The organism is Mesorhizobium sp. M8A.F.Ca.ET.057.01.1.1 (assembly GCF_003952565.1).
In the GTDB taxonomy this organism is placed as follows: domain Bacteria; phylum Pseudomonadota; class Alphaproteobacteria; order Rhizobiales; family Rhizobiaceae; genus Mesorhizobium.
Map to the genome: position 1 here is coordinate 2,412,330 of NZ_CP034454.1, position 23,041 is coordinate 2,435,370.

22 protein-coding genes and 1 other RNA gene are annotated in these 23,041 nt (G+C 63.3%); 16 read left to right on the forward strand and 7 right to left on the reverse strand.

Translation table 11 applies throughout. The features are described from left to right. Nucleotides 1-14: 14 nt before the first annotated feature. The 5 genes from EJ077_RS11155 to EJ077_RS11175 all read right to left on the reverse strand — a co-directional run bounded on the left by EJ077_RS11155 (nt 15) and on the right by EJ077_RS11175 (nt 7,128). Nucleotides 15-323, reverse strand: coding sequence for a HigA family addiction module antitoxin (locus EJ077_RS11155; RefSeq protein ID WP_140701934.1), 309 nt, complete (start codon nt 321-323; stop codon nt 15-17). 8 nt (nt 324-331) lie between these two features. Then, the gene (locus EJ077_RS11160; protein WP_208701955.1) at nt 332-628 is read right to left on the reverse strand and encodes a type II toxin-antitoxin system RelE/ParE family toxin; all 297 of its coding nucleotides are present in this window, start codon (nt 626-628) and stop codon (nt 332-334) included. Between the two features lie 136 nt (nt 629-764). Continuing rightward, complete coding sequence (locus EJ077_RS11165; RefSeq protein ID WP_208701957.1) at nt 765-1,445, reverse strand: class I SAM-dependent methyltransferase; 681 nt, start codon at nt 1,443-1,445, stop codon at nt 765-767. Then, nucleotides 1,442-2,740 carry a DUF3419 family protein gene (locus EJ077_RS11170; protein WP_208701959.1) on the reverse strand — a complete coding sequence of 433 codons (1,299 nt, stop codon included), beginning with the start codon at nt 2,738-2,740 and terminating at the stop codon, nt 1,442-1,444. Before EJ077_RS11170 ends, EJ077_RS11165 begins: the two co-directional genes overlap by 4 nt. A 731-nt stretch (nt 2,741-3,471) precedes the next feature. Beyond that, a complete protein-coding gene (locus EJ077_RS11175) occupies nt 3,472-7,128 on the reverse strand; it encodes a hydantoinase B/oxoprolinase family protein (protein ID WP_208701961.1) in 3,657 nt (1,218 codons plus the stop codon). Nucleotides 7,129-7,313: 185 nt separating this feature from the next. On the opposite strand from EJ077_RS11175, the gene EJ077_RS11180 reads away from it, so the two are divergent. From EJ077_RS11180 to EJ077_RS11190, 3 genes are all read left to right on the forward strand, one after another. Continuing rightward, nucleotides 7,314-7,520: a hypothetical protein gene (locus EJ077_RS11180; protein ID WP_208701964.1), complete on the forward strand. Its 207-nt coding sequence runs from the start codon at nt 7,314-7,316 to the stop codon at nt 7,518-7,520. Nucleotides 7,521-7,681: 161 nt separating this feature from the next. Further along, entirely contained in the window at nt 7,682-8,401 is a 720-nt protein-coding gene (locus tag EJ077_RS11185; protein ID WP_208701966.1) for a J domain-containing protein, read from the forward strand. Next, a complete protein-coding gene (locus tag EJ077_RS11190; RefSeq protein ID WP_208701968.1) occupies nt 8,398-9,153 on the forward strand; it encodes an N-acetylmuramoyl-L-alanine amidase in 756 nt (251 codons plus the stop codon). The genes EJ077_RS11185 and EJ077_RS11190 overlap by 4 nt, the downstream gene beginning before the upstream one ends. Before the next feature lie 207 nt (nt 9,154-9,360). On the opposite strand, the gene EJ077_RS32025 is transcribed toward EJ077_RS11190, so the two are convergent. Further along, nucleotides 9,361-9,579 carry a hypothetical protein gene (locus tag EJ077_RS32025; RefSeq protein WP_245458827.1) on the reverse strand — a complete coding sequence of 73 codons (219 nt, stop codon included), beginning with the start codon at nt 9,577-9,579 and terminating at the stop codon, nt 9,361-9,363. On the opposite strand from EJ077_RS32025, the gene EJ077_RS11195 reads away from it, so the two are divergent. The 4 genes from EJ077_RS11195 (at nt 9,500) to EJ077_RS11210 (ending at nt 11,297) form a co-directional block, all read left to right on the forward strand. Then, the gene (locus tag EJ077_RS11195; protein WP_245458777.1) at nt 9,500-10,084 is read left to right on the forward strand and encodes a lytic transglycosylase domain-containing protein; all 585 of its coding nucleotides are present in this window, start codon (nt 9,500-9,502) and stop codon (nt 10,082-10,084) included. The two genes, EJ077_RS32025 and EJ077_RS11195, sit on opposite strands and share 80 nt — an antisense overlap. 65 nt (nt 10,085-10,149) lie before the next feature. After that, an RNA gene (rnpB, locus tag EJ077_RS11200) (RNase P RNA component class A) lies at nt 10,150-10,549 on the forward strand. A 179-nt stretch (nt 10,550-10,728) separates the two neighbouring features. Beyond that, entirely contained in the window at nt 10,729-11,007 is a 279-nt protein-coding gene (locus EJ077_RS11205) for a type II toxin-antitoxin system ParD family antitoxin (RefSeq protein WP_208701972.1), read from the forward strand. Continuing rightward, complete coding sequence (locus tag EJ077_RS11210; RefSeq protein WP_245458720.1) at nt 11,004-11,297, forward strand: type II toxin-antitoxin system RelE/ParE family toxin; 294 nt, start codon at nt 11,004-11,006, stop codon at nt 11,295-11,297. The genes EJ077_RS11205 and EJ077_RS11210 overlap by 4 nt, the downstream gene beginning before the upstream one ends. Here the strand turns inward: EJ077_RS11210 and EJ077_RS11215 are convergent. Continuing rightward, entirely contained in the window at nt 11,287-12,402 is a 1,116-nt protein-coding gene (locus EJ077_RS11215) for a cystathionine gamma-lyase (RefSeq protein ID WP_208701974.1), read from the reverse strand. The two genes, EJ077_RS11210 and EJ077_RS11215, sit on opposite strands and share 11 nt — an antisense overlap. A gap of 407 nt (nt 12,403-12,809) precedes the next feature. On the opposite strand from EJ077_RS11215, the gene mraZ reads away from it, so the two are divergent. The 9 genes from mraZ to ftsW are packed head-to-tail and all read left to right on the forward strand — an operon-like array spanning nt 12,810 to nt 23,040. Next, the gene (gene mraZ, locus EJ077_RS11220; protein WP_127275798.1) at nt 12,810-13,283 is read left to right on the forward strand and encodes a division/cell wall cluster transcriptional repressor MraZ; all 474 of its coding nucleotides are present in this window, start codon (nt 12,810-12,812) and stop codon (nt 13,281-13,283) included. After that, the gene (rsmH, locus tag EJ077_RS11225; protein WP_208701976.1) at nt 13,280-14,296 is read left to right on the forward strand and encodes a 16S rRNA (cytosine(1402)-N(4))-methyltransferase RsmH; all 1,017 of its coding nucleotides are present in this window, start codon (nt 13,280-13,282) and stop codon (nt 14,294-14,296) included. Before mraZ ends, rsmH begins: the two co-directional genes overlap by 4 nt. A gap of 4 nt (nt 14,297-14,300) precedes the next feature. Further along, nucleotides 14,301-14,696 (forward strand): cell division protein FtsL, encoded by a 396-nt coding sequence (locus EJ077_RS11230; RefSeq protein WP_208701977.1) that lies wholly within the window; start codon nt 14,301-14,303, stop codon nt 14,694-14,696. Next, nucleotides 14,693-16,417 carry a peptidoglycan D,D-transpeptidase FtsI family protein gene (locus EJ077_RS11235; RefSeq protein ID WP_208701978.1) on the forward strand — a complete coding sequence of 575 codons (1,725 nt, stop codon included), beginning with the start codon at nt 14,693-14,695 and terminating at the stop codon, nt 16,415-16,417. Before EJ077_RS11230 ends, EJ077_RS11235 begins: the two co-directional genes overlap by 4 nt. Before the next feature lie 54 nt (nt 16,418-16,471). After that, entirely contained in the window at nt 16,472-17,926 is a 1,455-nt protein-coding gene (locus EJ077_RS11240; RefSeq protein ID WP_208701979.1) for a UDP-N-acetylmuramoyl-L-alanyl-D-glutamate--2,6-diaminopimelate ligase, read from the forward strand. Next, nucleotides 17,923-19,380 carry a UDP-N-acetylmuramoylalanyl-D-glutamyl-2,6-diaminopimelate--D-alanyl-D-alanine ligase gene (locus EJ077_RS11245; protein ID WP_208701980.1) on the forward strand — a complete coding sequence of 486 codons (1,458 nt, stop codon included), beginning with the start codon at nt 17,923-17,925 and terminating at the stop codon, nt 19,378-19,380. Before EJ077_RS11240 ends, EJ077_RS11245 begins: the two co-directional genes overlap by 4 nt. Nucleotides 19,381-19,397: 17 nt before the next feature. Then, the gene (gene mraY, locus EJ077_RS11250) at nt 19,398-20,480 is read left to right on the forward strand and encodes a phospho-N-acetylmuramoyl-pentapeptide-transferase (protein ID WP_208701981.1); all 1,083 of its coding nucleotides are present in this window, start codon (nt 19,398-19,400) and stop codon (nt 20,478-20,480) included. Between the two features lie 8 nt (nt 20,481-20,488). After that, complete coding sequence (gene murD / locus EJ077_RS11255) at nt 20,489-21,889, forward strand: UDP-N-acetylmuramoyl-L-alanine--D-glutamate ligase (RefSeq protein WP_208701982.1); 1,401 nt, start codon at nt 20,489-20,491, stop codon at nt 21,887-21,889. After that, nucleotides 21,889-23,040, forward strand: a complete 1,152-nt coding sequence (gene ftsW, locus EJ077_RS11260) for a putative lipid II flippase FtsW (protein WP_127275791.1) — start codon at nt 21,889-21,891, stop codon at nt 23,038-23,040. The genes murD and ftsW overlap by 1 nt, the downstream gene beginning before the upstream one ends. Nucleotide 23,041 lies beyond the last annotated feature (1 nt).

Sequence of the window (23,041 nt, forward strand, 5' to 3'; positions counted from 1 at the left end):
ATACAAACTGTCTTCTATGCTGCAGTCGCCAAAGGCTTGGCGCGATCGACACGCGCCCGCTCGTCGGGCGAATTCATGACGGTCCAAAGATCACTGCGGCGCTGCACGTTGAGCCAGAAATCCGGGCTGTTGCCGAAGACCCGCGCCAGAATGAGCGCGGTCGCAGCCGTCACGTTGCGGCGGTCGTTGCACAATTCGTTCACATGCTTGCGCTGGACCCCCATCGCTTCCGCCAAAGCAGCCTGTGTCAGGCCAAGCGGCTGCATGAATTCTTCCGTGAGGATTTCGCCCACCGTTGCAGGCTTGCGCGTGGTCATCAACATGTGTCACCTCATCTGTAGCTATGATCGTCGAGATAAATATCCGACGCTTCGCCGCGGCCGCCATCCCACCGGAAGATCAGCCGCCATTGGTTGTTCAGGCGGACTGAATGGAAGCCATCGAGATTGCCGCGCAACTTTTCAAAATGGTTGCTCGGCGGCACACGCAAATCCTGATCGGTCATTGCGTCGTCGATCATCTGGAGCTTGCGGAACAACCGGCTTTCAAGATCGGAGGGAATGTTGCGGGAGTGGATATCTTCTACGAAAAAAGCCCGCAGCCATCCATCGCGAAACCCGACAATCACTTTCTATCCCCACCATGGAGACAGTGTACCACCTCTTGGGTCATTCTGCAATTGCAACAGGAAACAACTGATCGCACACGCCGGATTGTCCCCAGAATCGAAGCGTGTGGCCACTGATAACTATAATTTAAGGTCGTTATATCTGAGACGTCGGATGCCGAGCTTTGATAACCGCCAACCAGGCATAGCCACGATAAAGCGTGCGAAAACGGAAGGTTGCGCCGGTTCGCTCGGCCTGCGATTCCAGAACATCACGCAGGGATTCGCGTGGCGTGACGTGGAATTTCTTCAGCCAGCCGCGCAGCAACGCGCGGAACCATCCCGGCAGACCTTCCTGCTGGCCGAAATCGACTATGTGCAGCGAGCCCGTCGGGGCCAGCGCGGCAAGTGCTGCCGAGACCGTCTTCTCCCAGCCCGGGATCATTGATAGCGAATAGGAGACGAAGACCCGGTCGAATCTGCCTTTGCCGAATAGCGCCTTGGCTTCGAAATCGGTGGCGTCGCCCCTTGCCAGCACGACGCGGTCCGACAGGCCTTCGCGGTCGATCGCCTTGCCCGCCGTTTCCAGCATTTCGGCCGAAATATCCAGGCCGAAGAAGCGGGCATCGGGATAGGCGCGGGCAGCGAGGATGATGTTGCGCCCGGTGCCGCAGCCGAGTTCCAGAACGGCGCCGCCCGGCGGCACGTCCAGCCCCGCGATCAGCCGGTCGCGGCCAAGCAGGTAGTATTTGCGGGTCAGGTCGTAGATGTGGCGCTGCCAGCGGTAGACGCCGTCCATCAGTTCGGCGTGGCTGGCCGGCAGCTCCGTCGTGCTCATGCCGCGCGCTTCACATAGAGGTGGAAGCCGCCATAGATGGCGGAGCGGTCGCGGGCCGAGAATTCGCGCGATGCTTCGTCCTGATAGTCCCACTGATCGAGCAGCGAGGTCGAGACGCGCCCCGGCAACAGGCTGGGCTCGGCGGCGGTGCGGAAGATGACGCGGGCGCCGGCCGAGGCGGTCCGGGTGATTTCCGACCACAACGCATTGAGCTGGTCGTCGGTCATCCAGTCCTGCGCATCGAGCAGGATGAAGCGGTCGACGGCGCCTGCATCCTTGCCGGCGAGGAATTCGATCAGGTTGGCGTGATGGATGGCGACGCGGTCTATATTGCCGCGAATGGTCTCGTAGTTCTGCTTTTCCAGATAGGCGGGCAGGGCGGCCTCGCCTGGTTCCGGGTAGCGGCGGGCGAAGGCCTGCCAGGCGAAGTAATTGTTTTCCAGGGGGAAATCGCAGGCGAGCTTTTCCAGCCGGGCCTTCAGCACGCTGGCCATGGTGCCGTCGCCGGAGGTGATCAGCGAATCATACTGCGCCGGTGGGATGCCGAGACCGAACAGCGAGGCTTTTCGCGAGGTCGCCCATTTCAGAAGCTTCTTGTCGAAGACCGGCGCCAGCTCCTCGTTGAAGAAGCGGCGCTGTTCGCCGATGTTCCTGGCTTCCATCATGCGGGCCGGGTTGACGCCGAAGAATTTCGCCGTGCGGTGGCCCATGGCGATGAACAGGCCAAGCAAGCCGGTCTGGTAGAAATTGCGGTCGAAAACGCCTATGCGCCTGTTGCCGCGCCAGTTGCGGCGCTCCCAGTAATGGCGGCTGACCGAATCGAGATGCGGGGCGATGAAGCGGTCGTAGGCTTCGGAATTGTGGCTTGTGTCCGCCGCACCGAAGAAACGGAACAGGTCGCCTTGCGAAGGCAGATGGCGAACCGCCTCCAGCTTCATGCGGTTCAGCGCGATGTGGGCCGCGTTGAGATCGACGGCATCGATCTGTGCCGGCGAGCGGGTGAGATAGGCCAAGATGTTGCAGCCGCCCGAGGCGATGGTGACGACGCGGTGGCCGCGGCGAAGCTGCATGGCCTCCATGTCGACATCGGGATCTTCCCAGATCTGCGGATAGACGAGGCCGGAAAACAGGAAGGCGAACAGCCGCTCGGAAATGCCGGCTTTCGAAAGCGCGCGGTTCTGGTAGACGGCCTTTCCAACTTCCTTGCCGCGGCGAAAAACCAGATCCGAGGAGACGTCCGTCATGGCAAAGTGATTCCCCATTTGCTTTGCCGCAAGCGGGTAGCGCAGGGTCATGACAGGCCGGTGACAGCCTGTTGACGCGGGTTCAGGTCTTGGTGTGGCGCGCAAATGTAGGTGCCACCTTGGCGCAATCTCATTTGGCAGCGGACGTGGAAAATCGAGGGCGAGTCCGTGTCGCAGTCAGCGGCTGAAACCAAGATAGCCAAATGTATTTGTACAGAGAGTGAGCATCAACCAAAGAGGGCTTGTACAGAATATGCACCACAGCACGATCACGGTTCGAAACACTTGATCATGAGGGAATGTGAAGGGGTCGATTTTGGGATGACCTAAGAGTTTTGAAAAGGGCGGCACATACGTTCCTGTGGCGGCAGCATGCATTGTCTTAGAAAAATGTCTCCACCTTACAAAAACGAAGCAAGCCCAAAATGCAGGAAACAGCGTCAGCACAAATATTACCTTTAGTGGTATGGGTTGCCCGCCTACGTCGCGAATGATCCACCCAGGGCAACTGCCTCGCGCTGGGTCGGCAAGCGAAAAGATGAACGCCTCTAAAACAACTCCCAAAAAACAGACTATAGCTCCCCATTTGGCGACCCTCCGACAGAAATCGGGATCATAGTTCGGGAGGCGCGTGTACTCATCCATATGGGCGCTAGCTCCTCATTGGTCCCGAAGTGTTTCGGCATAGAATGGCGAAGCTGCTCTTCGCGGGTTGATGGTTTTGATCCGCACGCCGAACCCGAAATCTTTTTTGTCCACGGTCGGATGGTCCCCGCAGATTCTCACCTCGATATCATTTTACCTTGCGTGTTACACTTGCCAAACCCGCCCGGCGTCGGTGTCGTCAGGATGACAGCCTCGCCTGCATCCAGCACCGTCTGGTCGCATGCCTTCAGCACCTCGACCGTGCCATCCTTGCGGCGCACCTTGGTCGAGCCGACCTCGCCGTCACCGCCGCCGTCCAGTCCTTCCGGCGGGCGGTTGCGGTGCGAGGACAGGATCGCGCATTCCATCGTCTCGAGGAAGCGGATGGTGCGTTTGGTGCCGTCGCCGGCATTCCATTTGCCCTTGCCGCCGGAACCCTCGCGGATGTGAAAATCCTCCAGCACCACTGGGAAGCGCAGCTCCAGCACCTCCGGGTCGGTGAGGCGCGAATTGGTCATGTGGGTGTGCACGCCCGACGTGCCGGCAAAGCCGCGGCCGGAGTTCATGTGTCCGGCGGGCGAACCGGAGCAAATCGTCTCGTAATACTGGTACTGCTTGTTGCCGAAAGTCAGGTTGTTCATCGTGCCCTGCGCATTGGCCATCGCCCCCATGGCGCCGAACAGCGCATTGGTGACGTGCTGGGAAGTCTCGACATTGCCGGCGACCACGGCGGCAGGGTAGGTGGGCTTGAGCATGCAGCCATCGGGAATGACGATGTTGATCGGCCTGAGGCACCCGGCATTCATCGGGATCATGTCCTCGACCATGACACGGAAGGCGTAGAGCACGGCGGCACGGGCGACCGGCTCCGGCGCGTTGAAATTGTTCTTCATGACAGGCGACGTGCCGGTGAAGTCGACGGTCGCTTCGCGCTTTTTCCGGTCGACCGTGATCTTCACCTTGATCACCTGGCCGGTATCGGTCGGATATTCATAATCCGACGTGTCCGGCAGCCGTTCCAGCACGCGGCGCACGCTCTCGGCCGCGTTGTCCTGGACATGGCCCATATAGGCCTCGACGACGTCGAGACCGAAATGCGCGACCATCTTGCGCAGCTCCGCCACGCCCTTCTCGTTGGCTGCGATCTGCGCCTTCAGGTCGGCAATGTTCTGGTGCGGATTGCGGGCCGGATAGCGATGCTCGGTGAGCAGCGTATGCAGCTCCGTCTCGCGGAATTTTCCGCGGTCGACGATGCGGAAATTGTCGAACAGCACGCCTTCCTCGTCGACCGTGGTGGCGAGCGGCGTCATCGAGCCGGGGGCGGTGCCGCCAATGTCGGCATGATGGCCGCGCGAGGCCGTCCAGAAGAGGATATTCTTCTGGGCGTCATCGAAGACCGGCGTTACCACGGTGATGTCGGGCAGATGCGTGCCGCCATTATAGGGGGCGTTCAAGGCAAAGACGTCGCCGGCATGGATGTCGCCGGAGTTTAGCCGGATGATGGTCTCGACCGAACGGTCCATCGAGCCGAGATGCACCGGCATGTGCGGCGCGTTGGCGACCAGCGCCCCGGTGTGGTCGAAGACGGCGCAGGAGAAATCCAGCCTTTCCTTGATGTTGACGGAATAGGCGGTGTTCTGCAGCGTCACGCCCATCTGCTCGGCGATCGACATGAACAGATTGTTGAAGACTTCGAGCATCACCGGATCGGCTTGCGTGCCAAGGGCGGCGGCGCGCGCTTTCCTTTCCGTGCGGCGTATGACGACGTGATTGAGGTTGGTGATTTCGGCTCGCCAACCCGGCTCGACGACGATCGTCTGGTTCGGCTCGATGATCAAGGCGGGGCCTGCAACCAGACTGGACGGCCTGAGGTTCTCGCGATGGTAGACGCCAGCTTCATGCCACCGGCCTTCCGTGTAGATACGCCGGGTCTCCGAAGCGGACTTGACCCGTCCCGGCCCGGCCGGCGCATAGGCCTCGGCGGTCGTCTGGCCGGTTTCGGTGCCTTCGACGCCGACGGTCTCGACGATCATCGGCTTGTCGTCATAGACGAAGCCGAATTGCGCCTTGTGGGCGATTTCGAAATCGCGCCTGGCCTGGAAGATCGAGTCTGCCTCGAAATTCACCGGCAGTGCCGTATCTGTGCCGTCATAGCGAATGTGCAGCACCGGCCTGGTGGCGACCGAGCGCTCGGCGATGCCTTGTGCCGCCAACTCCGCGACCACGGCCTTTTTCAAGATGGCGATGAGGTTGCCGATCTCCGCTCTGGATTCCTCGGCGAGTGGCTTGAGCAGCGCCTGCTGGCGTGAGGCAAAGACCGAGGCCAGGCCGATGCCATAGGCCGAAAGCAGGCCGGAGAAGGGATGGATCAGCACCGCCTCCATGCCGAGTGCGTCAGCGACCAGGCAGGCATGCTGGCCGCCGGCGCCACCAAAGCAGTTCAGGAGGTACTCGGTGACGTCGTAGCCCCGCTGCACGGAAATCTTCTTGATCGCATTGGCCATGTTCTCGACCGCGATTGTGACAAAGCCTTCGGCGACCGCTTCCGGCGGGCGGCCGTCGCCGATTCCGGCGGCAAGTGCCGCGAATTTCGCGCGCACGGATTGCGCGTCGAGCGGCGCGTCCTGACCGGGGCCGAAGATCGAGGGGAAGAAATCGGGCTGCAGCTTGCCGAGCATGACGTTGGCATCGGTGACGGCCAGCGGGCCGCCGCGCCGGTAGGCGGCGGGGCCGGGATTGGCGCCCGCGGAGTCCGGTCCGACGCGGAAACGGCCTGCCTCGTAATGCAGGATCGAGCCGCCGCCGGCGGCGACGGTGTGGATGCGCATCATCGGCGCGCGAACGCGCACGCCTGCGACTTCGGTGTCGAAGGCACGTTCATATTCGCCATCATAGTGGGCGACATCGGTGGAGGTACCGCCAATGTCGAAGCCGATGACCTTGTCAAAACCGGCGAGCTTCGCGGTCTCGACCATGCCGACCACGCCGCCGGCCGGACCCGACAGCAGCGCGTCCTTGCCCTGGAACATGTCGGCGGCGGTGAGCCCGCCCGAAGACATCATGAACATCAGGCGAGGGGATTCGTCGTTTTCTCCCGCCGCGCCCACTTCTCCCGCCACCCTTTGCACATAGCGCGACAGGATGGGCGACAGATAAGCATCCACCACCGCGGTGTCGCCGCGGCCGACCAGCTTGATCAGCGGCGAGACCTCGTGGCTGACCGAGACCTGGCCGAAACCAAGCTTGCGGCAGACCCTGGCCACCGCCTTCTCGTGATCGGGATATTTCCAGGCATGCATGAAGACGATGGCAACTGCATCGATGCCATCGGCTTTCGCTTGTTCTATGGCCGGCCGGCAAGCCGCGATATCGAGCAGCCGTTCGACGCGGCCATCGGCGAGCACGCGCTCGTCGACCTCGATGACGCGCTCGTAGAGTTGCTCGGGAAGAATGATCTCCTTGGCGAAAATGTCGGGTCGCGCCTGGTAGGCGATCCCTAGCGCATCGCGAAACCCCTTGGTGATGAGCAACAACACACGGTCGCCCTTGCGCTCCAGAAGGGCGTTGGTGGCCACCGTGGTTCCCATCTTGATGTCGCCGATCAGGCCGGACGGGATCGCGGCGGCCGGTCCAAGGCCGAGCAGATCGCGGATGCCCTGAATGGCGGCATCGGCATAGGCTTCGGGATTCTCCGACAGCAGCTTGCGCGGATGCAGCCCGGCTTGCGGGTCACGGCCGATAATATCGGTAAAGGTGCCGCCGCGATCGATCCAGAAATCCCATTTGGCGGTCATGCGGTTGTCTCCGGTATTCCGTTGTCCGGTGTCGTTGTTAAAGCGCCGAAGCGCCGGCAGCAATGTCGCCTGCATGCCATTGATGTTACAGGTGGAAACGCAACGTTACGAAACCCTTGGCCCGGTGATGCATTTTCCCTCCGACCGTTCACTGCAATGTGAGCGTGTGTTGAAGGAGAGATGTCATGAAAAAGCTCATTCTTGCGTCGGTTTCGGCGCTTGTCCTGCTTGGCGTCGCGGCATGCAGCGACAGCGGTACCGACAAGACCACGACCCAGAGCACCAATCCGCCGGTCGCCGAGCAACCGATGAAGCCTGCGGCTCCGGCTGACAACTCGACCAAGCCTGCCGAGCCGGCTCCGGCAACGCCTGCTCCTGCGCCCGCGCAGTAGTTTGTAAGCAGTAAGTGTCTTGGGAGGAAGGCCGGCTCCATGCCGGCCTTTTCTCGTAGGGGTGACTGTTGGAACCAGCAATGCTCCTCTCGTTCACAGGTCCGACAAGTTGGCCCTTATTGGCTTGATAGCGGGGACCGGTTGGCTCTATGAAGCTGGCCATGTCGATTTGGGACCGCCTCGGCGACTTCATCACCCGGGTTTCATCTTCAACCACGTCTGGGGTCGCCGACGTGGTCGAGGCTGTGCGTACGGTTTTCTCCGGCGACGCGGACCTGCGCCGCCGCGTCGCCTTCTCGGTAGCGATGATCGCGCTTTCGGCCAAGATGGCCAAGGCCGACGGCATCGTCACCCAGGACGAGGTGCGCGCCTTCCAAGAGATCTTCGAAGTGCCGGCGAAAGAGACGCGCAATGTCGCGCGGCTGTTCGATCTCGCCCAGCGGGACGTGGCCGGTTTCGAAACCTATGCCGAGCGCATGGCGCAGCTGTGCGGCTCCGGGCACTCCAATTGCGTGATGCTGGAAGACATACTCGACGGCCTGTTCCACATCGCCAAGGCCGACGGGCTGGTGCATGAGCGCGAAGGCATCTTCCTGCACCGTATCGCCGAGATCTTCCGCATCGACGAGGCGCATTACGAATCGATCATGGCGCGGCATGTCAATCTTGGCGCCGGCGATCCCTATGTCGTGCTCGGCATCGAGCGCGGCAAGCCGTTCGAGGAGGTCAGGAAACGCTATCGCAAGCTGGTGTCGGACAACCACCCGGACCGGCTGATCGCGCGCGGACTGCCGCAGGAATTCATCAAGATCGCGACGACCAGGGTCGCGGCGATCAACGCCGCCTACGAGATGATCGAGCGGGGCCTGCGGCACGCATGAGCGGCTTCCTGCCCGACGAGCCGAGCGCCGAGGTCAGGGTATCGCCGAATTTCGGGCCAAGACGCGACACGCAGAAGCCCGACATGATCGTGCTGCACTATACGGGCATGGCGACCGGTATCGGGGCCGAAGCCTGGTTGTGCGATCCGGCGAGTGAAGTCTCGTCGCATTATCTCATCCATGAGAATGGCCACATCGTGCAGATGGTCCGGGAAAGCGACCGCGCCTGGCACGCCGGCCAGAGTTCCTGGTTCGGACGCACCGACATCAATTCCTGCTCGGTCGGCATCGAAATCGTCAACCCGGGCCATTCACTGGGCTATCCCGGCTTTCCGCGACGCCAAATCAATGCGGTGATCAGGCTTTGCAAGGGGATTGCAGCACGGCATGCGATCGCCGCCGAGCGGGTGCTGGCGCATTCCGACGTGGCGCCCGGTCGCAAGATCGATCCCGGCGAGAAGTTTCCATGGGCCGCGCTGTATAAGGCTGGCGTCGGTCATCTCGTGCCAGCCGCGCCCGTCAGGCGCGGAGCCGCGCTGAAGCCAGGCGACCGCGGTGCCGAGGTCGAGACGCTGCAGTCGATGCTGTCGCTCTATGGCTATGGTGTCGAGATATCCGGCGTTTTCGACGATCGGACACGGATCGTCGTCGAGGCCTTCCAACGGCATTTCCGGCCGCGCCGGGTCGACGGCGTTGCCGATGGCTCGACGATGCGCACGCTCCAGAGGCTGCTTGCCTCCGTCACGAGTTGACCTCAGCTCAAGAGCCGGCCCAAGTAATCCTCTCCAGCCCTAAAGTTACAAACTGTCACTTAAAGTGACTTGCCCCGCCTTCATTGGCGCCAAATCGGCCTTCAAAGGGCTTTTCGTACAGTTTGTCGGACGTCCAGCCCCCGGGTGTTCCGATATTGATCAAGCGATGCCGCGCGAAAATCTTCGCGTGGTCCCAACAGAACAGGATCACATGCAGAAATTGACCGTTTTAACGGCAGCTCTTGCTGCCGGGGTAATGAGTTTTGCCTTCAGCGCCGCCGACGCCGCGCCGTTAAGCCAACGGGCCGACCAGGGTCTGGTCGCGGCGCCCGCCAAAGGCAAGGCCATTTCGGCCAAAAGCAGCAAGAGTGCGAAGGCGACGACGAAGCAGGCTTCCGCGAAAGTGGAAAAGGCAAGCTGGACCAAGGCAAGGAAATCCCCCGCCAAAAGGCAGACGAAGCGCGGCCGCAAGATCGTGGACATGACGACGACGGCATCGATTGGTCTCAGCAACGTCGCCGCGTCGACCGCGGCGGTGGCGAGCAGCGGGCAGTATTCTGCGATTGTCGCCCGCTACGCGGCGAGCTACGGGGTTCCGGTGTCGCTGGCCCACGCCGTGATCAAGATCGAGAGCAACTACCGGCCGAACATGGTCGGCGGCGCCGGTGAGATCGGCCTGATGCAGATCAAGCCGGCAACCGCACGGATGATGGGTTACAGCGGGTCGGCCAAGGGCCTGTTCGATCCCGACACCAACATCAAGTACGGCATGAAGTACCTCGCCATGGCGCGCGACCTCGGCGGCGGCACGACCTGCGGCACGATCCTGAAATACAATGCCGGCCATGGCGCCACCCGCATGAACCCGGTTTCGGCGGCTTACTGCAGCAAGGTCAAGGTTCAACTGGCGGCTGTCGGCGCGCCGGCTTGACGAGAACCGGTCACGACCGGCTTTTTCGGTTGCGTTTTGTGGTGTGAACCCCTTTATACGCCCTGCCAGCTGGCCGGGCGGCCGCACCCGCAAACGCCGAAAGGCCGCGGGTGAGGAAAGTCCGGGCTCCATGGAGACACGGTGCCGGTTAATGGCCGGCGGGGGCGACCCCAGGGAAAGTGCCACAGAAAGCAAACCGCCACGACTTTGTCGGGGTAAGGGTGAAAGGGTGGGGTAAGAGCCCACCGCGCGACTGGCAACAGGAGCGGCACGGTAAACCCCACCGGGAGCAAGACCGAATAGGGGCGGTGCGAGGGGAAACCCTCGAGGGCTGTTTCCGGCTCACCGTCCGGGTAGGTTGCGTGAGGCGCATGGCAACATGCGCCCAAGATGAATGGCCGCCACGTTCTCGCCTTGCGAGGGGCGAGGGCCATACAAAACCCGGCTTACAGGCCGGCTGGCAATTTTCTCCGCGATATTTACGCTAAGTTTTTTGATATCAGAAGGTTGCGCCCTTGGGCGCACCGTCCGATTCAACAGCGCGGCGTTGCCCTGCATCGTCACAAGGCAGAGCTCTCCGCCCGACTTCCTTGAAACTGGTGCGATTAAATCGTACCATCGCGGCTCATCATCGGGAGCCTATCATGGGTCATGTCGACAAACGCAGCATTACGCTTTCGCCGGAACTGGCGCGGGCGGTCGACGATGTGGTCGCGACTGGAGAATACGCCTCGGCGAGCGAGGTGATCCGCGATGCGCTGCGGCAGTGGAAGGACCGCTGCGACCTGATGGGCTACACGGTCGAGGAACTGCGCAAGCTGGTGCAGGAGGGGATCGACAGCGGGCCTGCGCAAGACGGCCGGCCAATCATGGAACGACTGCGCGCGAAATACCTGGCCGAGGTCCAAGGCTTCCAGGAGTGAAATACCGACTGCTTCCTCAAGCCACCGTCGATCTCGAAAGCCTCGGCGACTACATCGCCAGCCACGACCCGCGCGCTGCTGTTCGCCTCGTGGATGCGCTGGAAAGACGTTGGGATTTGTTGACGTTGCATCCCTTCTCAGGTGCGCCACGCGACGACATAGCACCGGGTATCCGCCACTCACCTTGTACCGGGTCGGCGGTGATGCGATCGAAATTCTTCGCGTGCTGCATGGTCGCCGCAACATCGAAGCCGATGACCTCGGCTCGTAGTCGATTTGTCAGCCGCTGACCCTGTCGAGCGAGGCCTCGATCGCCTTCCACAATTCTTCCACCGGCTCACAGCCCACCGACAGGCGCACGAAACCGGCCGATACCGCATCGCCACGCTTGGAGCGGCGTTCGGCCGAGGTGTGGACGCCGCCGAAGGAGGTCGCCGCCTGCATGAGTTGGCAGCCGTTGATGAAATCCTCGGCTTTCTGCTCGGAAGCGAGTTCGAAGGAGATGAGGAAGCCGAAGCGCTCCATCTGGGCGCGGGCAAGATTGTGCGAGGGGTCGCCTTCCAGGCCGGGATAACGCAGGCCGCTGATCGCCCGATGGCCCTGCAGCCGCCGCGCGATCACCTCCGCCGACGAACACATGCGGTCGAAGCGCACGTCCAATGTTTCCAGGCCGCGATGCACCAGCCAGGCTTCGAACGGGCCGGGGATGCTGCCCGAGACCTCGCGCCAGCCGGTCACGGCGGCGATGATGTCGGCATTGCGGCTGGTAACATGACCGAACAGAACGTCGGAATGGCCATTGGGCGCCTTGGTGTCGGCGGCGACAACGATATCGGCACCGTGATCGAGAGGGCGCTGGCCGAAGGGCGTCATCGTCGTGTTGTCGACCACCAGCAGCGCGCCGGCCTTGTGAACGGCTTCGGCGACAGCGGCGATATCGCAAATGTCCAGTCCCGGATTGGCGGGCGTTTCGACGAAGGCCAGGCGGTAACCCGCGAAGCCGCCGTCGAGGAAGGTCGATGTCGGCCTGACATCGTAGGTGACGCCGAGCGGCTTCAGGAAGCGATCGGCCAGCGCCCTGGTGGTGTGATAGCCGTCCGAAGGCAGCAGGATATGGTCGCCGGCCTTGAGCACGGCAAAGAATGCCGCCGAGATCGCCGCCATCCCCGAGGGAAAGCCGACGCAGGGCGCGTCTTCCAGATGGGACAACATGTGTTCGACGGCATCCCAGGTCGGGTTGCTGAAGCGGCCGTACTGGTTGAAGCCGGTGGCGTCTCCCGGTGCATGGAAGATGGCGGCCATGGTCAGCGGCAGGGGAATGGAATCGCCCATGGCAAACCCGCCGCGACGCAAATGGGGAAGGGCTGCAGCGCGCGACTTCGCAGTTTCGGACATCGATTTCAAATCCCTTGGTGATCGGTGAGATGAACGAGACGCTATGCCCGGCCGCGGCTCGCGGCAAGGCGCCTCCGGTTGGGCCAGGCAGGCTCTAAACGCTTCGTTAGGCTTAATGGATCATAAAGACGAGACGTGCTGTCAAAGCCTTTCTCGTCGGCGTGATGCGCGTGTTTGAGAAGCCTGTTCCCGTTGACGCCCATAGTGCCCCATGATATCCCATTTCGACATCAAAGCCTTCGGTCCGCGTCAGGGTAAAGCGTACGCCAATCGGGCAGCCGCGGCGGCTGCGCGTTTGCCGGTTTTCGCCCGTGTGGACGAGGTGGGTGCGGGGCAGGCAACGCGCGGCGGTGGCGCGTGCGAGACGATGAAGAGGGGTGCGGCGGCGCAAGCGGCCGTAACGTGTGATGGACCGGTTTCTGTCGAACACGGTGAGCAGGATCGATGCGAAGGGGCGGGTGTCCGTTCCCGCGCATTTTCGTGCCGTGGTGCAGAAGCGCGGCTATTCGGAACTCTATGCGCTGCGTTGCCTGGACCTGACGGCGATGGATGTCGGCGGGCTCGACCTGCTCGACCGTTACGAGCAGCGCATCGCTCGGGAAGACCCCTTCCTGCAGACGGCGGACGACATGTCGTTCTTCTGCCATGGCGACGGAGCGTTCCTGAAACTGGACCAGGACGGCCGCATAACGATGACCGATTTCATTCGCGAACATACCGGCATCTCCGCGGAAGTGGCCTTTGTCGGGCGCGGCAATTTCTTTCAGATCTGGGAGCCGGGACGGCTTGCGACCTATGGGGCGCAGGCGCGGGCCAGGCTTTTGCAGCTTCGGCAGGGGACGAAGGCTCACGAGGCCAAGGCTGGGGAGCGACCGGAATGATGGTGGGCCACGGCGATGATAACAACGCCGTTGGCGGATCGGTCCGCCACATTCCGGTCCTCCTTGGCGAAGTGCTCGAAGCGCTGGCGCCGGAGGAGGGCGACATCATCATCGACGGTACGTTCGGTGCCGGCGGCTATACCAAGGCCATCCTGGCGGCCGGCGCGTCCGTGGTTGCGATCGACCGCGATCCGGATGCCATCGCGGCCGGCCGCGACCTCGAGGCGCAGTCCGGCGGTCGGCTGAGGCTGGTGCAGGCGCCGTTCTCGACGCTCGACGAACATATCGACAGCGCCGATGGCGTCGTGCTCGACATCGGCGTCTCCTCCATGCAGCTCGACCAGGCCGAGCGCGGCTTTTCCTTCCGCTTCGACGGACCGCTCGACATGCGCATGGCGCAGGCGGGCCTGAGCGCCGCCGATGTCGTCAACAGTTTCAAGCCGGGCGACCTTGCCCGCATCTTCGGCTTCCTCGGCGAGGAGCGTCACGCCGGCCGTATCGCCCGCATGATCGAGACGCGCCGGGAAAAACGCCCGTTCGAGCGTACGCTGGAACTCGCCGACGCGATCGAGACGCATATCGGCCGCGCGCCGAAGGACAAGATCCATCCGGCGACCCGCGTTTTTCAAGCGCTGCGCATCTTCGTCAATGACGAACTCGGTGAATTGGCCAAGGCACTGTTCGCGGCCGAACGCGCGCTGAGGCCGGGCGGCCGCCTTGTCGTGGTGACGTTCCATTCGCTGGAAGACCGCATCGTCAAGCGCTTCATCGCCGATCGCGCCGACGCCATGACCGGCTCGCGCCATATGCCCGAGGCGCAGGCGCGCACCGCGACCTTCCGCAAGGCTGGTGGCGGCGTGACGGCAGGCGACGCCGAGGTTGCGGCCAATCCACGCGCCCGCTCGGCCAGGCTGCGCGCGGCGGTCCGCACCGAGGCGCCGGCGCGCGGCGACGATTTTTCGATTTTCGGCCTTCCAAAGCTTCCCGGCATCGATCGGCCGGGGGAGAGGTAAGCACGTGTTTCGTACCAGCGACATTGTCCTGATCGCCGTCATGGTTTCGGCAGCCGCCCTGACCTACAAGGCCAAGCGCGAGGCCGAGGACCAGTTGGCGGCCGTGCAGAAGATCCATGCCGAGATACGCTTCGAGGAGGATACGATCGACCTGCTCAAGGCCGACTGGAGCCTGCTCACCCAGCCGTCGCGGCTGCAGAAGCTGGCGGACCTCTATAAGGCGCAGCTCGCATTGGAGCCGGTCAGTGGCCGGCAGATCGTGGGACTGGGCGACCTGCCTGCCAAGGCGCTCGACATTCAGGACATCCTGAACGGGCGCCAGGGCACGATGGCAGACAGTTCCGACAAGGCGCCTTCGGGCGACAAGGATCCCGTCGTGACCGGAGACATTGCCCAATGATCGGCAAACTGCTGAAGCGCTTCGCCACGGTAGGCCGCGCCAGGACGGGCGAGGACGGGTCGATCGTGGTCGAAGGCGCCCGCAAGGCGACCGGCGGCAAGGGCAAGGCGCGCATCGTGATGACGATGGCGGTGTTCTTCGGCATCTTCTCGACCATATCGGGGCGGCTGGTCTATCTCGGTTTCCAGACACCCGACCTGTCGGGCGGTCCGCAAAGCCGGGTGACGGCGTCACGTCCCGACATTGTCGATCGCAACGGTGAAGTGCTGGCCACCGACATCAAGACGGCGTCGCTGTTCGCCGAGCCGCGCCGCATCGTCGATGCCGATGAGGCGATCGAGAAGCTGTCGACGGTGCTGCCCGAAATCGACTACGAGCAGACCTATCACAAGCTGAAGAGCGGCGCCGGCTTCGTCTGGCTGCAGCGGCAGCTCACGCCCAAGCAGCAGGCCGACATCATGCAGCTCGGCATTCCCGGTTTTGGCTTCCGCACCGAAAAGCGCCGTTTCTATCCGAGCGGCGAAACCTCGTCCTACATTGTCGGCCTGACCAACATCGACAACCAGGGCATCTCCGGCATGGAGAAATATATCGATGAGCAGGGCCTGAGCGACCTGCAGGCGTCGGGCCTGGCGGTGGCGAAGGATCTCAGGCCGGTGAAGCTTTCGATCGATCTGCGCATCCAGCACGTGGTGCGCGACGAGATCGCCGCCGGCCTGGAGCGCTACCGCGCCATGGGCGCTGGCGCCGTGGTGCTCAACGTCAAGACCGGCGAAGTGGTGGCCATGGCCTCGGTGCCGGATTTCGATCCGAACAATCCCTACAACGCACAGGACAAGGACCGGCTGAACCGGATGTCGGCGGGGCTCTATGAGATGGGCTCGACCTTCAAGAGCTTCACCTCGGCCATGGCGCTCGATTCCGGCAAGGCGACGATGTCGAGCCGCTTCGACGCTTCGCATCCAATCCGGGTCGGCCACCAGGCCATTCACGATTTCCACGGCAAGAACCGTGTGCTGTCGCTGCCGGAGGTGTTCCTCTATTCGTCCAATATCGGGTCGGCCAGGGAGGCCGAGCTGGTCGGCATCGAGGCGCACCGCGAATTCCTGCATCGCCTCGGCATTCTGGAGAAGATGCAGACCGAACTGCCCGAAGTCGCCCGCCCGACCGAGCCGAAGGTGTGGAAGCAGGTCAATTCGTTCACCATCGCCTTCGGCCATGGCGTGTCGACGACGCCGCTGCAGGCGGCTGTCGGCTGCGCGGCGCTGGTCAATGGCGGCTTCCTGATGCAGCCGACATTCCTGGTCCGCAGCCAAGAGGATGCGATGGCGGCGGCCAAGAAAGTGGTTACCGAAAAGACTGTCGAGGGCATGCGCTACCTCTATTCGCTCAACGCCGAGAAGGGTTCGGCCAGAAACGCCCGGGTTCCCGGCTACCGCGTCGGCGGCAAGACCGGAACGGCCGAGAAGGTCATCAACGGCCGTTACTCGAAGGAATTGAATTTCAACACTTTCGTCGCCGCCTTCCCGATGGACGATCCGCAATATTTGGTGTTCACGATCGCCGACGCCCCGCATCCGGAAAAGCCTGGGATGACCGACGTCGCGGCCAACAATGCGGGGGTCATGGCCGGCAATATCATCAGGCGTGCAGCGGCCATGCTTGGCGTGAAGCCAGATTTCAGCCATGAAAATGGTGCAACGCTGGTTTCCTATCAGTGATTCTTGGGGCGCGCCGGCAACTGCGCGCTATTTTGTTGCGGTGAACGGGACTCGATGAAGCTCAAAGATCTAGCCGGTATCCTGCCAGTCGAAGGAACAGCTTCCGTCGATCTGGAGGTTACAGGCATCTCGTCCGATTCCCGCCAGGTGAAACCGGGCGTCGTCTTTTTCGCGCTTGCCGGAACCAAGGCCGATGGCGCGAGCTACGCCGCCGACGCGGCCAGGCGTGGCGCTGCCGCGATCGTCACGGGCAAAAGCAGCGCCCTTGCCGATTTGTCGGTTCCGGTGCTGGCGGTCGATGATCCGCGCCTGGCGCTGGCGTTGAGTGCCGCCCGCTATTTCGGCAGGCAGCCGCAAACCATGGTCGCCGTGACCGGTACCAGCGGCAAGACGTCGGTCGCCGCCTTCACCAGGCAGATCTGGGAGCAGGCGGGATACGCCGCCGCCTCGATCGGTACCACCGGCGTGGTGGCACCCGGCCGCAACGAATATGGTTCGCTGACGACACCCGATCCGGTCGCCCTGCACCAGTTGCTGCGGGAATTGGCGGATGCCGGCGTTACCCACGCCTCGATGGAGGCCTCCAGCCACGGGCTCGACCAGCGCCGCCTCGACGGGGTGAAGCTCTCGGCTGGCGGGTTCACCAATCTCGGCCGCGACCACATGGATTACCATCCCACGGTCGAGGATTATCACCGCGCCAAATTGCGCCTGTTCGACACGCTGCTGCCGAAGGGCGCACCGGCCATCGTCTTCGCCGACGATCCTTGGTCGGAACCAACGATAAAGGCGGCTCGGGCCGCCGGGCTCGACGTGCTGACGGTCGGCCGCCATGGCGATTTCCTCAGACTGAAGCGGGTCGAGCATGAGCGTCATCGCCAGCGTGCCGAGGTCGACGCCGACGGTGTGATCCACGAAATCGACCTGCCGCTCGCCGGCGATTTCCAGATCGCCAATGCGCTGGTTTCGGCGGGGCTTGCCATTTCCACCGGAACACCTGTCGCCAAAGCCTTGGCGGCATTGGAGAAATTGAAAGGCGCGCCGGGCCGGCTCGACCTCGTCGGCACCACAGCGAGCGGCGCGCCGGTCTATGTCGACTACGCCCACAAGCCCGATGCTCTGGAGAATGTCCTGGCCTCGGTGCGTCCGTTCACGACCGGCCGCGTGATGGTCGTGTTCGGCTGCGGCGGCGACCGTGACCGGGGCAAACGACCGATCATGGGCGAGATCGCGACCCGGCTTGCCGATGTCGTCATCGTCACCGACGACAATCCGCGCTCCGAAGTGCCCGAAACCATTCGTGCCGCCATTCTTGCCGCGGCGCCCGGCGCCATCGAAATCGGCGACCGGCGCAAGGCAATCCACGAGGCTGTCGGCATGCTGCATGCTGGCGACACGCTGATCGTGGCGGGCAAGGGCCATGAGGAAGGCCAGACGATCGGCTCGGAAACCTTGCATTTCTCCGACCACGAGGAAGTGCGCGCCGCGCTCAGGGAGCGTGCCGCATGAGTTTGCTGTGGAGTTCGGAAGCGCTGGTTGCCGCCACGGATGGGCGGCCGCTCGGCCCCATGCCCGAAGGCATATCGGGCATTTCGATCGACAGCCGCAGCCTGCAGCCGGGCGACGCTTTCTTTGCCATCAAGGGCGAGGCGATGGACGGCCATGACTTCGTCACCGCGGCCATCAAGGCCGGCGCCGGCGTGCTGGTGGTGGCCGAAGGCAAGCTGCCGTCGCTTGGCCGGCTGACCGCGCCGATCATCGTCGTCGAGGATGTGCTGGTCGCGCTGGAAAAGCTTGGTGTCGCGTCGCGCGCCCGCTCGCAGGCCAAGATCATCGCGGTCACCGGCTCCGCGGGCAAGACTACAACCAAGGAGGCGCTGCGCCACGTGCTTTCTGCGGTCGGCAAGGTGCATGCCTCGGCGCAGTCGTTCAACAACCATTGGGGCGTGCCGCTGACCCTGGCGCGCATGCCCGATGACTGCGACTATGCCGTGTTCGAGATCGGCATGAACCATCCCGACGAGATCCGGCCGCTGGTGAAGATGGTGCGGCCGCATGTCGCCATCATCACCATGATCGCGGCCGCGCATCTCGGCTTCTTCCGCAATCTGGACGAGATCGCCAAAGCCAAGGCCGAGATTTTCGAAGGGCTGGAACCCGAAGGCGCCGCAGTGCTCAACCGCGACGATGCGCGTTTCAAGCTGCTGGACAAGATGGCACAGGCTGCTGGCGTCGAGCATGTCTATGGCTTCGGCGAGAATGCGCGCTCGACCTTCAAGCTGGTCAAGTGCGAGTTGCATGCCGACCATTCCGACATCGCCGCCAGGATCAGCGGGCACGATATGATCGCTCGTATCGGGGCGCCGGGCCGGCACATGGTGCAAAACGTGCTGGCGGTGCTGGGCGCCGCGCATCTGGTCGGTGCCGATCTCGACAAGGTGGCATTGGCGCTGGCCGATCTCTCCGCCGAGCGTGGGCGCGGCAAGCGCCATGTACTGCGGCATCCCGGTGGCCCGACTTCGGGCCAGCACGGTGGCGAGATCACGCTGATCGACGAGAGCTACAACGCCAATCCGGCCTCGATGGCGGCCGCGATGGCGCTGCTCAATGCAACCCCGGTGACGGGCGAGGGCAGACGCATCGCGGTGCTTGGCGACATGCTGGAGCTCGGCGACCATTCGGCCAAGCTCCATGCCGCCGTTGCAGATCTCATCGTCGGCACCGGCACGCGGACAGTCTTTCTCGGCGGGCCGGAGATGCGGTCGCTGGCGGAAGCGCTGCCGGGCGATATCAGGACGGAATACCGCGACGGCGTCGAGGAGTTGAAGCCGGTGCTGCTCGCCGCGCTGAAGCCGGGCGACGTGGTGATGATCAAATCGTCGAAGGGCATCGGTTTTGCAAAACTGGTCGATGCGCTGCTGGGCAAATTCCCGGCCGAGACGACAACCAGCAACCAGACCTAGTCGGGGGACGAAAGCGCATGTTCACATTGCTGGTCGATTTCGCAGACAAGGTCTCCGTCTTCAATGTCTTCCGCTACATCACGTTCCGCACCGGCGGGGCGCTGATCACCTCGGCGCTGATCGTCTTCATCTTCGGGCCGACCATCATCAATTCGCTGCGGCTCAGGCAAGGCAAGGGCCAGCCGATCCGCGCCGACGGGCCTCAGACGCATTTCAAGAAAGCGGGTACGCCGACGATGGGCGGACTGATGATCCTGTCCGGCATCATCGGCTCGTCGCTTTTATGGGCGAACTTGTCCAGCATCTATGTCTGGGTAGTGCTTTTGGTGACGCTCGGCTTCGGCTCGATCGGCTTTTATGACGATTATCTGAAGGTGACCAAGCAGTCGCATCTCGGCTTCTCCGGCAAGGCGAGGCTTGGGCTGGAATTCATCATCGCCGGCATCGCCGCCTGGGTGATCATGCACAATGGCCAGGCGCCGTTCTCGTCGTCGCTGACATTCCCCTTCGCCAAGGAATTCATCATCAACCTCGGCTGGTTCTTCATTCCGTTCTCCTGCTTCGTCATCGTCGGCGCCGGCAATGCGGTGAACTTGACCGACGGCCTCGACGGTCTGGCGATCGTGCCGATCATGATCGCGGCGGCGTCCTTCGGGGTCATCGCCTATCTCTCGGGCAACGCGGTGTTCGCCGAGTACCTGCAGATCCATTTCGTGCCGGGCACCGGCGAACTGGCGGTCGTGCTTGGCGCGGTCATCGGCGCCGGCCTTGGCTTCCTCTGGTTCAACGCGCCGCCGGCTGCGATCTTCATGGGTGACACCGGGTCGCTCGCCATGGGCGGCCTGATCGGCACGGTCGCGGTCGCCACCAAGCACGAGATCGTGCTGGTCATCGTCGGTGGCCTGTTCGTGGTCGAGATCCTCTCGGTCATCATCCAGGTCGGCTACTTCAAGATGACCGGCAAGCGCGTGTTCCTGATGGCGCCGATCCACCATCATTTCGAAAAGCTTGGCTGGACCGAAAGCCAGGTGGTGATCCGCTTCTGGATCATCGCCGTCATCCTGGCGCTGGTCGGCCTCTCCACCCTCAAGCTCAGATAGGCTGCCATTTGATCCCCGCCGCATCCTTCGCAGGCAAGCGCGTTTCGCTCTTCGGGCTCGGCGGCTCGGGGATCGCCACGGCGCGCGCTCTGATCGAGGGCGGCGCGCAAGTGCTGGCCTGGGATGACAATCCCGACAGCGTCGCCAAGGCCGCCGCCACCGGCATCGCGACCGGCGACCTGCGTGGCGCCGACTGGGCCGGCTTTTCCGCCTTCGTGCTGTCGCCCGGCGTCCCGCTGACCCATCCCAAGCCCCACTGGACGGTGGAGCTCGCGCGTGGCGCCGGGGTTGAGGTGATCGGCGACATCGAGCTTTTCTGCCGCGAGCGGACACTCAGCGCGCCGGATGCGCCCTTCATCGCCATCACCGGCACCAACGGCAAGTCGACGACGACGGCGCTGACGGCGCATATCCTTCAAGCCACCGGGCGCGACACGCAGATGGGCGGCAATATCGGCCGGGCGGTGATGACGCTCGATCCGCCGACGCCTGACCGGCATTATGTGGTCGAATGCTCGTCCTACCAGATCGACCTTGCGCCCTCGATCAATCCGACGGCCGGCATCCTGCTCAACCTGACGCCCGACCATCTCGACCGCCACGGCACCATGCAGCACTATGCTTCGATCAAGGAGCGGCTGGTGGCGGGCAGCGAGACGGCGATCATCGGCATCGACGATTCCTGGTGCGCGCAGATCGCCGAGCGGCTGGAGCGGGCGGGACGGCAGGTCATCCGTATTTCCAAGCGGCTGCCGCTGACCGACGGCTATTTCGCCGACGGCACCAATCTGATGGAAGCGGTGCATGGCCGCTACAGCCGTGTCGCCTTCCTCGAAGGCATCGGCTCGCTGCGCGGCCAGCACAATGCGCAGAACGCGCTGGCCGCCGTCGCAGCCTGCCTCAAGGTCGGTCTCGACCTCGGCGAGATTCAGTCGGGGCTCGAAAGCTTCCCGGGCCTTGCCCACCGCATGGAACAGGTCGGCCGCAAGGACCATGTCCTGTTCGTCAACGATTCCAAGGCGACCAACGCCGATGCTGCGGCACCGGCGCTGTCGAGCTTCAGCCGCATCTACTGGATCGCCGGCGGCCTGCCCAAGGAAGGCGGCATCGAGCCGCTGCGCGGCTTCTTCCCGCGCATCGCCAAGGCCTATCTGATCGGCGAGGCCGCCCCCGCCTTTTCGGCGACGCTGGGCGAGGCCGTGCCCTATGAAATCTCGGGCACGCTGGCGGCCGCGGTCGAGCATGCCGCGCATGACGCCGCCAAAGACGACAGCGGCGAGGCGGTGGTGCTGTTGTCGCCCGCCTGCGCCAGTTTCGACCAGTTCAAGAATTTCGAGGTCCGCGGCGAAGCCTTCAGGCAAGCTGCGAGCGCTATAGATGGCGTCAAACCCATCGGAGGGGCACGATAATGCAGAGCCGTCTCGACAAAAGTCCGGTCGCAACCTGGTGGTGGACCATCGATCGCTGGTTCCTGGCGGCGTTCCTGTCGCTGATGGGGCTCGGCATCGTGTTGTCCTTCGCGGCAAGCCCGGCGGTCGCCGAACGCATCGGCCTCGACAGTTTCCATTTCGCCACCCGACAGATCATCTTCACCGTGCCCGCGCTCGGCGTCATGTTGGCGGTCTCCTTCCTCGATTCCAGAGAGATCCGGCGCATGTCGCTGATCATGCTGTGCCTCATGCTGGTGCTGATGGTGGCGGTGCTCTATGTCGGCGTCGAGGTGAAGGGCGCACGGCGCTGGGTATCGCTCGCCGGCCTCTCGATCCAGCCGTCCGAATTCCTGAAGCCGGCGTTCGTCATCATGTGCGCCTGGCTGTTCGCCGAACACAAACGCCAGCCCGACATTCCCGGCAATCTGTTCGCCATGCTGCTGCTGGTGCTGGTCGTGTCGCTGCTGGTGGCGCAGCCGGACCTCGGCCAGACCATGCTGACCACCGGCACCTGGGGCATCATGTTCTTCATGGCGGGGTTGCCGTGGCTGTGGATCATCGTGCTGGGTGCGGCCGGCGTCGGCGGCGTCTTCGCCGCCTATACGGTGTTTCCGCACGTCGCGCTGCGCATCGACAAGTTCCTCACCGGCGAAGGCGACACGTTCCAGGTCGACATGGGCCGCGATGCGCTGATCAATGGCGGCTGGTTTGGCGTCGGGCCGGGCGAGGGCACCGTCAAGCGGGTCATCCCCGACAGCCATGCCGACTTCGTCTTCTCGGTCGCGGGCGAGGAGTTCGGGCTGATCATGTGCTTCTTCATCATGTCGATCTTCGCCTTCATCGTGCTGCGCGGTCTCAACACGGCGCTCAAGGAGCATGACGACTTCACCCGTTATGCGGTCGGCGGCCTGGTCACCGTGTTCGGCCTGCAGGCCGTCATCAATATGTGCGTCAACCTGCAGCTGGTGCCGGCCAAGGGCATGACGCTGCCCTTCATCTCCTATGGCGGCTCCTCCCAGATCGCCATCGCCATCTCGATGGGGATGGTGCTGGCGCTGACGCGCAAGCGGCCGGAAAAGCGCAAGCAGATGGGCTTTGCGCTGCCGCAGCGCGCCATGCCGGCGGAGTGAC